Below are 11,643 nucleotides of genomic sequence, written 5' to 3'. Positions count from 1 at the left end.
GTACACCGTATAGCGCACGTACCGGGGTTCACAAGCGAGCTCTCTGGCCCGCTAAGGAACCTTTAAAAACTGTCTGTCAGGCAGTTTTTAAAGATCTCCTGCATGTTATTTGCCTGCTGCCGTAGCGACAGCAGGCAAAACGACTTACTTATGCACTGCGCTGTAAAAGCATCGACTTAATATGGCCGATGGCGCGCGTTGGGTTCAGCCCCTTCGGACACACGCTGACGCAGTTCATGATGCTATGACAGCGGAATACGCTGAAAGCATCGCTCAGCCCGTCGAGACGGCTCTCGGTTTCGGTATCGCGGCTGTCGATCAGGAAACGATACGCTGCCAGCAGGCCGGCTGGGCCGATGAACTTGTCCGGGTTCCACCAGAATGACGGACAGGAGGTGGAACAGCAGGCGCAAAGAATGCACTCATAGAGCCCATCGAGTTTCTCACGCTGCTCAGGAGCCTGTAAGTGCTCGCGAGCGGGTGGATTTTGCCCATTATTCAATAAGTAAGGCTTAATCTTCTCATATTGTGCATAGAATTGCCCCATGTCTACCACCAGATCGCGTACAACCGGTAATCCAGGCAGCGGACGGATAACAATTTTTTTGGTGCCGTTGCCCAGCGCCGAGATCGGTGTGATGCAGGCCAGACCGTTTTTGCCGTTCATGTTCAGGCCGTCGGAGCCGCAAACCCCTTCACGACAGGAGCGGCGGAACGCCAGGGTCGGATCCTTCTCTTTCAGCTGGATTAACGCATCCAGCAGCATCATATCCCGACCCTCTTCCCCTTCCAGGGTGTAGTCCTGCATACGCGGCGCGTCGTCGACATCCGGGTTATAACGATAGATTGAAAATTCGATTCTCATTTTCCGGTCTCCGCTTAGTAAGTACGAATCTTCGGCGGGAACGCCGGACGCAGTTTAGGCTCCATGTTCACGCTGCGGCGCGTCATGGATTCCGATTCAGGGAGATACAGAGAGTGGCAGAGCCAGTTCTCGTCGTCGCGGTCCGGGAAGTCGAAGCGGCTATGTGCCCCACGGCTCTCGGTACGGAAGTTAGCCGACACCGCCGTAGCAAAGGCGGTCTCCATCAGGTTATCCAGCTCCAGACACTCGACGCGCTGGGTGTTGAACTCGCTGGAGGTGTCGTCCAGGCGGGCGTTTTTCAGGCGCTCGCGGATGGCCTTCAGCTGCTCCAGACCCTTCGCCATCGCATCGCCTTCGCGGAATACCGAGAAGTTGTGCTGCATGCACTCCTGCAATGCTTTACGGATCGCCACCGGATCTTCACCATCGCGGTTGTTGTTCCAGCGGTTCAGGCGCGCCAGCGAGGCGTCAATTTCGTCGTCGGTCGCATCACGCAGTGCGCCCTGCTCGGCAATAGACTCCTGCAGATGCAGACCTACCGCACGACCAAAGACCACCAGGTCCAGCAGCGAGTTACCGCCGAGGCGGTTAGCACCGTGTACCGATACGCAGGCGATCTCACCCACCGCAAACAGACCCGGGATCACCACGTCTTCGCCCTGGGCGTTTACGGTCAGCGCCTGGCCGGTCACTTTGGTTGGGATACCGCCCATCATATAGTGACAGGTCGGTATAACCGGGATCGGCTCTTTCACCGGATCGACGTGGGCAAAGGTACGGGAGAGCTCAAGGATGCCCGGCAGGCGGGACTCAAGAACCTCTTTACCGAGGTGGTCAAGCTTCAGCTTGGCATGTGGACCCCACGGACCGTCGCAGCCGCGGCCTTCACGGATCTCGATCATGATAGAGCGTGCTACCACGTCGCGGCCCGCCAGATCTTTGGCGTTCGGCGCGTAACGCTCCATAAAGCGTTCGCCGTGCTTGTTCAGCAGATAGCCGCCTTCACCGCGGCAGCCCTCGGTGACCAGAACGCCCGCACCGGCGATACCGGTTGGGTGGAACTGCCACATCTCCATATCCTGCACCGGCACGCCTGCGCGGAGCGCCATACCGACACCGTCACCGGTGTTGATGTGAGCGTTGGTGGTGGACTGGTAGATACGGCCTGCGCCGCCGGTGGCCAGCACCGTTGCACGCGCTTTGAAGTAAACCACTTCCCCAGTTTCGATGCACAGGGCGGTACAGCCGACCACCGCGCCATCTGCGTTTTTCACCAGATCCAGCGCATACCACTCAGAGAAAATGGTGGTCTTGTTTTTCAGGTTCTGCTGATAAAGGGTATGCAGCAGGGCGTGGCCGGTACGGTCCGCCGCCGCCGCGGTACGTGCCGCCTGCTCGCCACCGAAATCTTTCGACTGGCCGCCAAACGGACGCTGATAAATGGTGCCATTCTCCAGTCGGGAGAACGGCAGGCCCATATGATCCAGCTCCAGAATCGCTTCCGGGCCGGTTTTACACATATATTCAATGGCGTCCTGGTCACCGATATAGTCGGAACCTTTCACCGTGTCATACATGTGCCATTCCCAGTTGTCTTCATGGGTATTGCCCAGCGCCACGGTGATACCGCCCTGCGCAGAGACCGTATGGGAACGGGTTGGGAAAACTTTAGACAGCAGCGCACAGCTCTGGCCGCTTTGGGAAATTTGCAGCGCCGCGCGCATACCTGCGCCACCGGCACCAATTACAACCGCATCAAATTCTCTGACTGGCAGTTTCATTACACACCCCACACCACAACGAATCCATAAATAACGTATACCAGCAGCGCCACAACGGTGAGCAGCTGTAAACCAAGGCGCAGCGCCGTGGATTTTACGTAGTCAGTAAACACCTGCCACATGCCAATCCAGGTGTGGATCAACGTGGAAACGAGCGCCAGCAAGGTGAACACTTTGGTAAAGGCGGAGGAGAAAAAGCCCGTCCAGGCTTCATAGGTGACATCGCCAGTGATGGCGAAAAAACCAACCATATAGATGATGTACAGCGTCAGAACGATAGCGGTAGCGCGGACCAAAATGAAGTCATGTACGCCGTTGCGTCCTAATGCGGAGGCGTTGCTTACCATACGAGGACTCCTGCGAGAATTGAAAGCACGACAGTAATTGCGATAGCAATATAGGCAGAACGTTGACCTGCTGCGAACGTCTCTTCCAGATAGCCGACATCCATCAGCATGTGGCGGATACCGCCCACGGCGTGATAGGCCAGTGCGGTGAGAATGCCCCACATGATGAACTTAACGAAAAAGCTATCCATGATGGCAGAGGCGTGCTGGAAGCCCTCTTGTGAGGAGAGTGACAGGCCCAGCAGCCACAGCAGAATGCCGATCGCCACGAAGGTGATGACGCCGGACACGCGGTGGAGGATGGACGCTATAGCCGTAACAGGGAACCGGATCGTTGTGAGATCCAGATTGACAGGTCTTTGTTTCTTAGCATTTTTTATCATGAATAACGCCCACATGCTGTTCTTATAGTTTCCTTCCTCCGGTCTGCAGGCGGGTCAGACAGCGTCCATTTGTATAACTGCTCGTCATGCAAAATTTCATGCTTTCGTAGGCTAAACGACGCATTACAACGCTGGTGGCTCGGGACGGCAGGGTATTCCGGAGACCTGGCGGCAGTATAGGATGTTCACAAAATCATTACAATTAACCTACATACACTTTGTCGGGTTTTATGCTGAACAGTGAGCTCCATCACGATACCAACATATTTTTAATTTTTAACCATGAGATTTGACAAAACTTAAACATTATTGTTACAAACGTCAGCGGAAAAGTCATATAATTCGTAAAAGTTATGGGGTCTCTCTTTCACCTGAGAATTAGTTATGTAACAGTGAGAAGGATTGACCGCCGTTATCAGGACAGTTATTAGTGATAGATAGGTTTGACAAATTCGGACTGTTAAAAAGGCTGATTTGCTGATTTTTCACGGTATTTTAATGTTTGCCTGCTAGCGCTCATCGCTCTGTACCCTGCTTACTCCGCTCAACAGAGACACGCGCCAAATAACAAAGTGGTAACATTGATTTTCTGTATGAATGCAAATTCGGCTTCTTCCCAACAGTCTTAAGCATAAGGCGCTAAGGAGACCGTAAATGGCTGATAAGAAAGCTACCCTAACCTACAATGGTGGCGATGCTATTGAACTGGATGTGCTACAGGGCACGCTCGGTCAGGACGTCATTGATGTCCGCACGCTCGGCTCGAAAGGAGTTTTTACTTTTGACCCGGGTTTCACCTCTACCGCATCCTGCGAATCTAAAATCACCTTTATCGACGGTGACGAAGGCATTCTGCTCCATCGCGGTTTCCCCATTGACCAGCTGGCAACCGAATCAAACTACCTGGAAGTGTGCTACATCCTGCTGAAGGGTGAGAAGCCAACTCAGGCCGAGTTTGACGAGTTCAAAACCACCGTCACGCGTCACACTATGATCCACGAGCAGATCACCCGTCTGTTCCACGGCTTCCGTCGCGACTCTCACCCGATGGCGGTGCTGTGCGGCGTGACCGGCGCGCTGGCGGCCTTCTATCACGACTCGCTGGATGTCAATAATCCGCGCCACCGTGAGATCGCCGCCTTCCGTCTGCTGTCCAAGATGCCAACCGTAGCGGCAATGTGTTACAAGTATTCCATCGGACAGCCTTTTGTTTATCCGCGCAACGATCTCTCCTACGCGGGCAACTTCCTGAACATGATGTTCTCTACGCCGTGTGAGAAGTATGAGGTCAATCCGGTGCTGGAACGCGCCATGGACCGCATCCTGATCCTGCACGCCGATCACGAGCAGAACGCCTCGACCTCTACGGTACGTACCGCGGGCTCCTCGGGTGCTAACCCGTTTGCCTGTATCGCGGCCGGTATCGCCTCCCTGTGGGGACCGGCACACGGCGGCGCGAACGAAGCGGCGCTGAAGATGCTGGAAGAGATCAGCACCGTTGAGCACATTCCGGAATTCGTACGTCGTGCCAAAGATAAAAACGACTCTTTCCGCCTGATGGGCTTCGGTCATCGTGTTTATAAAAACTATGACCCGCGCGCCACCGTGATGCGTGAAACCTGTCATGAAGTGCTGAAAGAGCTGGGCACCAAAGACGATCTGCTGCAGGTGGCGATGGAGCTTGAGCACATTGCGCTCAACGATCCGTACTTCATTGAGAAGAAACTCTACCCGAACGTGGACTTCTACTCCGGCATCATCCTGAAAGCGATGGGTATTCCGTCATCCATGTTTACCGTTATCTTCGCGATGGCGCGTACCGTTGGCTGGATCGCCCACTGGAACGAAATGCACGACGACGGCATCAAAATCGCCCGTCCGCGTCAGCTCTATACCGGCTACGAACAGCGCGATTTCAAATCCGATCTGCAGAACCGCTAATCTGCTCTTCTGCTCTGCCCGGCGGCGCTACGCTGCCGGGCCTTTTATTTTTGGCATCCCGGACACCAATAAAACGGCCGCGACGACAGGGTCGTCTTCTCGATCGTTCCCCCGCAGCGACTGCACGCCTTTCCCGCCCGATGAAATACGTTAAAACGAAAAAGTGCCCCATGGTGACGCTTCTCATTGACCTTGCCGCGCGTGCGGTAAGAGAGACGCGGTACGTCCAGCAGCGCGGCGGCCAGCGCATCCAGCTGTGTCTCACTGAGATCGGCGGCGCGATGGGTGGGAGCAAGCTCGGTCGCCCAGAGAATCTCGACCCGCAGATAGTTACCCAGCCCGGCTAAAAATGCCTGATCCAGCAGCAGCCCCGAAAACTGACGACGGCGAAAACGCGGCGAGATAAGCCGCTCTCTGACCGTCGCCGCATCCAGATCGGGATCGAGCACGTCCGGCCCCACGCGCAGTAAAAATGGGTGGGCGGCCAGCTGCTCAGGGGTGAGCATCTCGATATCCGAGGCGCTGTAGAGCAAAATAGCCTTATCGGCGGCAGCCAGCTTGACCCGCAGGATCCGATTGGTCTGCGGCTCCTCACCCGCCTTTACGACTCGCCAGACGCCATAGAGCTGGTTATGGCTGTAGAGGGTCATGCCGCCGGAGAAGTGCGTCAGCAGCGCTTTACCGCGCGTTTCGATACGATCGACGTGCTGCCCGGCAAGCTCTGCCTCCCAGGGCTTCAGATGTTCATAGGCAAACCAGGCTTCGGTGAGCGGCTTGCCCTGAATGGCTTTCTCAAGACTGTCCGCCGCCCGGCGGATCTCGGGGCCTTCCGGCATAGCTTCTCCTTACTCAATTAACTGGCGGTGACAGCAATATTGCTGGCGGCAAAGGCCTCGCGCAGGCGTTGAGCAAACAGCAAGGCATGTTCGCCGTCGCCATGCAGGCATACCGTCTGAGCGTTAACGCGAGTCCACTGGCCCTGAATGCTCTTTACCCGTCCGGCCTGCACCATCTCTAAGGTTTGCGTCAGGGCCTGCGCTTCGTCGCCGATCAGCGCCCCTGGCTGCGAGCGCGGCACCAGCGAGCCGTCGCTCATATACCCCCGGTCGGCAAAGACCTCTTCCCGGGTGGGCAAACCAGCGCGCTCCCCGGCGCGGATCAGCTCGCTGCCCGCCAGCCCAACCAGAATCAAAGCGGGATCGCAGGCGTGCACCGCTCGGGCAATCGCCTCGGCGAGAGCCGGATCCTTCGCCGCCTGGTTGTAGAGCATGCCGTGCGGCTTAACGTGCCGCATCCTGCCGCCTTCAGCGTGAACGATAGCCGCCAGCGCGCCGACCTGATAGAGCGTTTGCGCATAGACGGTCTCGGGCGGCAGATCCATCGCCGTACGGCCAAAGTTCTGCCGATCGGGAAAGCTGGGATGCGCCCCCACCGCCACGCCGTTTTTTAGCGCCTCGCGCACGCAGGCCAGCATGGTTTGCGCATCGCCCGCGTGAAAACCACAGGCGATGTTGGCCGAAGAGACAAGCTGTAACAGGGCGCTGTCGCTGGCGCTTCCCTCCCCGAGATCGGCGTTAAGATCAATCTTGAGCACGTAGCCCCCGCGCTAGCTGGTCGAGGAACAGCCGCTGCTCGCGGCGGGCCCGGAGCGCATCTTCCAGAGTGCAAGGGACAAGGTGGATAGGATCGCCAAGACGGATCTGTCCCAGGTGATACATATCCGCCTCGATAATGCAGGCGATGCGCGGGTAGCCGCCGGTGGTCTGGGCGTCATTCATCAGCACGATAGGCTGGCCGTTATGCGGCACCTGAATCACCCCGGGAACCAGCCCGTGAGAGAGCAGCTCCCGCGCTTCACGGCGCTTGAGCTGCGGCCCCTGAAGCCGGTAGCCCATGCGGTTACTCTGCGGGCTAAGCTGCCACGGCAGCCGCCACAGGGCCTCCTGCGAGGCAGTATCGAATGACTGGTACTCTGGCCCCGGCAGGGCACGAATGCGGTTGCCCCACAGGAGCTGCTTGACCCCCTGCGGGCCAGAGAAATGGCGCTCGCAGGCGCGGATCGGCAGCCGATCGCCATCCTGCAACAGCCGTCCAGCAAAGCCGCCGATACCGACCTTCAGGTCGGTGCTGTAGGAGCCCATCACCTCGGGCACGTCAAAACCGCCGGCTACCGCCAGGTAGCTGCGCATCCCGTGCCGGGGACGCTTAAGCACCAGCCGCTGTCCGGCGCGGGCCTGATGCCGCCAGCCGGTCCACACGGCCTGGCCGTCCAGCGTCGCGTCGCAGCCTGCTCCGGTAAGGGCAAACCAGCCGTCATGGGCAAACTCAAATTCGCACTGGCCGAGCGCCATCTCCAGCGCCGCATCGTCAGGCGCATTGCCTACCAGCGCATTGGCAATTTCCAGCGCGGGTGCATCCAGCGCGCCGCAGTAGCTGATGCCGGACTGGCGCAGCCCCTTGCGTTTGCCACCCTGTACCGAGGTGTACATCCCGGCACGAATTACCGTCAGCATACGCCCTCCTTCTGCGGGACAAAGCGCACCCGGTCGCCGGGGCGCAAAAGCACAGGATCGTTGTTATCAGGGTTGAACAGCGCCAGCGACGTATGGCCGATAAGCTGCCACCCTCCTGGCGTCGCCAGCGGGTAGATCCCGGTCTGCTCGCCGCCGATGCCTACCGATCCGGCAGGTACTGAGAGACGTGGCTCCGCCCGGCGCGGGGTATGCAGTCTTTCCGGCAGCCCGCCCAGATAGGGGAAGCCGGGCTGGAAGCCAAGGAACCAGACCACATAGTCAACGGAGGCATGCAGCTCAACCACCTGCTTTTCGCTGAGATTACTGTGCTCTGCCACTACAGCCAGATCCGGCCCCGCCGCGCCACCGTAAACCACTGGGATCTCAATAAAGCGCGACTCAGGCTCAAGCGCCTCGCTCTCCTCCCACCAGCGCTGGAGTCGCTCAATGGCGTCCAGCGCTCTCTCCTGCGGATCCGCCAGCACAACGGTCACGTTGTTCATACCGGGGATCACATCGACAACATTGGGCAGTTCAACCACCCGCTGAGCCAGTCGCCAGATACGCTTCTGGCTAGCCAGGGTCACCGGAGGCTCAAGCTCCAGTACCACGGCGGTCTCACCTAATAGATAACAACGTGCTCGCTGCACTAAGTCCCCCTTGCATCATGCTGGATTGGGAATATCGATAAATGTGACGTCTAAATCTGTATTTTCGGTCAGCCACTCGCTGAGGGCGCGGATGCCACCGCGCTCGGTCGCGTGATGCCCCGCCGCGTAGAAGTGCAGCCCCTGCTCCCGGGCGCTGTGAATGGTCTGTTCGGAGACCTCACCGGTGATAAAGGCATCGACGCCGAAACGCGCGGCGCTGTCGATAAAGCCCTGCCCGCCGCCGGTACACCATGCCACGCGCCGGACTTCCGCCGGGCCGGTATCACCGCTCCACAGCGGTCGACGGCCAAGCCGGGCTTCAATCCACGACGCCAGCTCCAGGCCTGGAACCGGCATCGCCAGCTCGCCCCAGGGAACCAGCGGCTCAATTTCGCCCTTCACGGTAATGCCCAGCAGCGCCGCCAGCTGAACGTTATTCCCGAGCTCCGGGTGAGCGTCCAGCGGCAGGTGCCAGCCATAGAGGTTGATATCGTTGGCGAGCAGGGTCTTGAGGCGATTGCGCTTCATGCCGCGGATTACCGGAGATTCGCCTTTCCAGAAGTAGCCATGGTGGACGATGATGGCATCGGCCTGCTGGCGCACGGCCTCATCGATCAGCGCCTGGCTGGCGGTCACGCCGGTAATAATTTTTTGTACTTCATCACGGCCCTCGACCTGCAGGCCGTTGGGCGCATAGTCACTGAAGGTCGCGCTGTTAAGCTTGTCGTTAATCAGGCGTTCCAGTTCGCTGTTATTCATCATCTCTCTCTACGATTTTCTTGCGGCTTCATACGCGGCCAGGGTGGCCGTGCGAGCCTGTTTATGATCGACCACCGGGCGGGGATAGTCCAGCGTCACGCCCTGCTTATCCGCCCATCCCCAGGGTTCATGCAGCGATGCCGCAGGCACCTCTGCCAGCTCAGGCAGCCACTGGCGGATAAACTCGCCGTGCTTATCAAATTTTTCGCCCTGGGTGGTGGGGTTAAAGATGCGAAAATAGGGTGCGGCATCGGTACCCGTTGACGCCGCCCATTGCCAGCCGCCGTTGTTGGCAGCCAGATCGCCATCGATAAGCTGAGAGATAAAATAGCGCTCTCCGATGCGCCAGTCGATCAGTAAGTCTTTTACCAGGAAGCTGGCGGTAATCATTCGCAGACGATTATGCATCCAGCCGGTGTTATTCATCTGTCGCATCGCCGCATCGACAATGGGATAGCCGGTGCGCCCCGTCTGCCAGGCCTGAAGATGCGCCTGGTCACGTTGCCACTGCACGCGTTCGGTCCAGGGGATAAAGGGCCGGTGTTTGCAGAGATCGGGATACCAGGTCATCAGATGGCGATAGAAATCGCGCCAGATAAGCTCATTCAGCCAGACAGCGCCCGCACCGCCGTTCAGGGCATCGGGCTGCTCCGCCAGCAGCCGGTGCAGGCACTGGCGCGGAGAGATGACGCCCAGCGCCAGACAGGCTGAGAGCCGGCTGGTGGCATCAAGCGCGGGGAAATCACGCCGGGCCTCATACGCTCCTACCTCATTGCGGCAAAACTCGCGCAGTCGCTCAACGGCCGCCTGTTCGGTTGCTGGAAAGAGGCTGGGATCAAAGTCCTGCTGTGGGTAGTTGATAGTCAGCGGCTTCAGGGGCTCGCTTAGCGCCCCACCCTCGCGCACGGCGGGCGCAGGCACGCACTCGGGCAGATCCTCCCTGAGTCGGCGCAGAAAGGCGTTTTTATAGGGGGTGAATACTTTATACATCTGCCGGTCGCCGGTCATCACGCTGCCGGGAGCAAGCATGACGCTATCATCCAGCCCCTGGCAGGTGACCTCCGGGAGCGCCCGCTCAACGGCGGCATCGCGCTGACGTTCGTTAATCTCATACTGATAGTTGTAGAAAAGGTGGGAAACGCCGTGCTCTTCACAGACCTTTTTTACCGCCGCCACGCTGGCGTGAAAATCATCCACCTCAACGAACAGCAGCGGGATCCCTTTTTCCGCCAGCCCATGCTGGAGGCTGTGAAGATGGGCCTGCATAAACGCCGCCTGCCGCGCCGCCATGTCATGCTTTTCCCACTGCCTGGGGGTCGAAATAAAGAGTGCCAGCACCCTGGCGTGGCGATCCCGGCAGGCGGCGGCGAGGGCAAGGTTATCCTTCACGCGAAGATCCGCGCGAAACCAGACCAGATGGGTGGTCATACAGCTCCTGAATTAGTGTCCGTAACGAAGGCGCAGAGTCTCTGGCCACGGGTCAAAGTAGCGCTGCCCGGCAAGATATGCATCGGGGAATTCGGCCATGTAGTGCTTGAGCAACGTCACCGGGGCAAGCAGCGGCTGCGTACCCTGCCGATAACGCTCAATAAGCGACGACAGCTCCTCGCGCTGGCGAGCGTTTAGCTGCTTGCGGAAGTAGCCCTGAACATGCATCAGCACGTTGGTATGGTTGCGTCGGGTGGCCTGGTGAGAGAGCAGATCCATCAGCCGCTGGCGATACTCAACAAACCATTCGTCGAGTGATTCCCACTCGTGAATCGCTGCTACAAAGCGCCCCAGTTCGCGATACTTTGGCTGGGAGTGAGCCAGCAGCAGTAGCTTGTAGCGGCTGTGGTAGGCAATCAGCTCCCCGCGCGTCAGCCCACGCTCGCGTACGCCGTTAAGTTCGTGCAGGGCGTAGATACGCTCGACAAAGTTTTCGCGGATCAGCGGATCGTGCAGGCGACCATCCTCTTCCACGGGCAGCCAGGGATAAGTTTGCATTAATATTTCGGTATAGATCCCGCGCCCGGCCTTGCGGTTGTTTTTGCCGTCGGCATCGTAGACGCGCACCCGCTCCATGCCGCAGCTGGGTGATTTAGCGCAGACGATATAGCCGCAAAGATGTTCAAACTGGCTGATGCGCTTCTGCGCATAGCTCTGCATTGACTTCGTCAGATCGCCCTCGCGCCCATCGCTAAAGCGCAGCGCCGAATCGCCTTCAGGCGTTTTAACCAGCCGCAGTGCCGGACGGGGAACCGGCAGGCCAATGGCCATTTCCGGGCAGACCGGCTCAAAACGAACTAACGGCGACAGCTCCTCAACGGCAAAGGCCAGTCGCTTGTGCCCGCCGTCAAAACGCACGGTTTCCCCTAACAGACAGGCACTGATGCCAACAGGGATTTTTTCACTCATAGCGGCT

Annotated in this window: 12 protein-coding genes; 1 reads left to right on the top strand and 11 read right to left on the bottom strand. The window is 58.5% G+C overall.

The features are described 5' to 3' along the window. Window positions 1-148: 148 nt before the first annotated feature. Genes sdhB through sdhC form a run of 4 tightly spaced genes read right to left on the bottom strand, consistent with a single transcriptional unit; the run spans window position 149 to window position 3,391 of the window. Window positions 149-865, bottom strand: a complete 717-nt coding sequence (gene sdhB, locus NR795_RS02060) for a succinate dehydrogenase iron-sulfur subunit SdhB (protein ID WP_042392139.1) — start codon at window positions 863-865, stop codon at window positions 149-151. Window positions 866-879: 14 nt separating this feature from the next. Continuing rightward, window positions 880-2,646, bottom strand: coding sequence for a succinate dehydrogenase flavoprotein subunit (sdhA, locus tag NR795_RS02055; RefSeq protein ID WP_042392136.1), 1,767 nt, complete (start codon window positions 2,644-2,646; stop codon window positions 880-882). Then, window positions 2,646-2,993: a succinate dehydrogenase membrane anchor subunit gene (gene sdhD, locus NR795_RS02050; protein WP_042392134.1), complete on the bottom strand. Its 348-nt coding sequence runs from the start codon at window positions 2,991-2,993 to the stop codon at window positions 2,646-2,648. The genes sdhA and sdhD overlap by 1 nt, the downstream gene beginning before the upstream one ends. Continuing rightward, a complete protein-coding gene (sdhC, locus tag NR795_RS02045; protein WP_257756929.1) occupies window positions 2,987-3,391 on the bottom strand; it encodes a succinate dehydrogenase cytochrome b556 subunit in 405 nt (134 codons plus the stop codon). The genes sdhD and sdhC overlap by 7 nt, the downstream gene beginning before the upstream one ends. Before the next feature lie 639 nt (window positions 3,392-4,030). Between sdhC and NR795_RS02040 the strand changes: the two genes are divergently transcribed. Then, entirely contained in the window at window positions 4,031-5,317 is a 1,287-nt protein-coding gene (locus NR795_RS02040) for a citrate synthase (RefSeq protein WP_144813523.1), read from the top strand. Window positions 5,318-5,361: 44 nt separating this feature from the next. Here NR795_RS02040 and nei read toward each other — a convergent pair whose 3' ends face one another. From nei to NR795_RS02005, 7 genes are read right to left on the bottom strand one after another with little or no spacing between them, the layout of a single operon-like run. Further along, window positions 5,362-6,153, bottom strand: a complete 792-nt coding sequence (nei, locus tag NR795_RS02035) for an endonuclease VIII (RefSeq protein WP_144813526.1) — start codon at window positions 6,151-6,153, stop codon at window positions 5,362-5,364. Between the two features lie 17 nt (window positions 6,154-6,170). Continuing rightward, window positions 6,171-6,911 carry a 5-oxoprolinase subunit PxpA gene (gene pxpA, locus NR795_RS02030; RefSeq protein ID WP_222889908.1) on the bottom strand — a complete coding sequence of 247 codons (741 nt, stop codon included), beginning with the start codon at window positions 6,909-6,911 and terminating at the stop codon, window positions 6,171-6,173. Next, window positions 6,898-7,830, bottom strand: a complete 933-nt coding sequence (gene pxpC / locus NR795_RS02025; protein WP_144813531.1) for a 5-oxoprolinase subunit PxpC — start codon at window positions 7,828-7,830, stop codon at window positions 6,898-6,900. The genes pxpA and pxpC overlap by 14 nt, the downstream gene beginning before the upstream one ends. Next, window positions 7,824-8,480, bottom strand: a complete 657-nt coding sequence (pxpB, locus tag NR795_RS02020) for a 5-oxoprolinase subunit PxpB (protein WP_222889907.1) — start codon at window positions 8,478-8,480, stop codon at window positions 7,824-7,826. Before pxpB ends, pxpC begins: the two co-directional genes overlap by 7 nt. A gap of 15 nt (window positions 8,481-8,495) precedes the next feature. Further along, window positions 8,496-9,239 carry a type 2 GTP cyclohydrolase I gene (locus tag NR795_RS02015; RefSeq protein WP_144813538.1) on the bottom strand — a complete coding sequence of 248 codons (744 nt, stop codon included), beginning with the start codon at window positions 9,237-9,239 and terminating at the stop codon, window positions 8,496-8,498. Between the two features lie 9 nt (window positions 9,240-9,248). Then, window positions 9,249-10,667 carry a deoxyribodipyrimidine photo-lyase gene (gene phrB, locus NR795_RS02010; RefSeq protein WP_257756924.1) on the bottom strand — a complete coding sequence of 473 codons (1,419 nt, stop codon included), beginning with the start codon at window positions 10,665-10,667 and terminating at the stop codon, window positions 9,249-9,251. 12 nt (window positions 10,668-10,679) lie between these two features. Next, window positions 10,680-11,636, bottom strand: a complete 957-nt coding sequence (locus NR795_RS02005) for a DUF523 and DUF1722 domain-containing protein (protein ID WP_144813545.1) — start codon at window positions 11,634-11,636, stop codon at window positions 10,680-10,682. Between the last annotated feature and the right edge of the window lie 7 nt (window positions 11,637-11,643).

Source organism: Pseudescherichia sp. L3 (genome assembly GCF_024656065.1).
Lineage (GTDB): Bacteria > Pseudomonadota > Gammaproteobacteria > Enterobacterales > Enterobacteriaceae > Pseudescherichia.
The sequence above is the reverse complement of the archived record's forward strand: the minus strand, read 5'-3'. Positions and strand labels throughout refer to the sequence as shown.

Bases quoted from the DNA above. Each gene is read 5' to 3' on its own strand.
- phrB (WP_257756924.1), bottom strand. From the start codon at position 10,667: ATGACCACCCATCTGGTCTGGTTTCGCGCGGATCTTCGCGTGAAGGAT.
- NR795_RS02040 (WP_144813523.1), top strand. From the start codon at position 4,031: ATGGCTGATAAGAAAGCTACCCTAACCTACAATGGTGGCGATGCTATT.
- pxpC (WP_144813531.1), bottom strand. From the start codon at position 7,830: ATGCTGACGGTAATTCGTGCCGGGATGTACACCTCGGTACAGGGTGGC.
- NR795_RS02005 (WP_144813545.1), bottom strand. From the start codon at position 11,636: ATGAGTGAAAAAATCCCTGTTGGCATCAGTGCCTGTCTGTTAGGGGAA.
- nei (WP_144813526.1), bottom strand. From the start codon at position 6,153: ATGCCGGAAGGCCCCGAGATCCGCCGGGCGGCGGACAGTCTTGAGAAA.
- NR795_RS02015 (WP_144813538.1), bottom strand. From the start codon at position 9,239: ATGAATAACAGCGAACTGGAACGCCTGATTAACGACAAGCTTAACAGC.
- sdhC (WP_257756929.1), bottom strand. From the start codon at position 3,391: ATGTGGGCGTTATTCATGATAAAAAATGCTAAGAAACAAAGACCTGTC.
- sdhB (WP_042392139.1), bottom strand. From the start codon at position 865: ATGAGAATCGAATTTTCAATCTATCGTTATAACCCGGATGTCGACGAC.
- sdhA (WP_042392136.1), bottom strand. From the start codon at position 2,646: ATGAAACTGCCAGTCAGAGAATTTGATGCGGTTGTAATTGGTGCCGGT.
- sdhD (WP_042392134.1), bottom strand. From the start codon at position 2,993: ATGGTAAGCAACGCCTCCGCATTAGGACGCAACGGCGTACATGACTTC.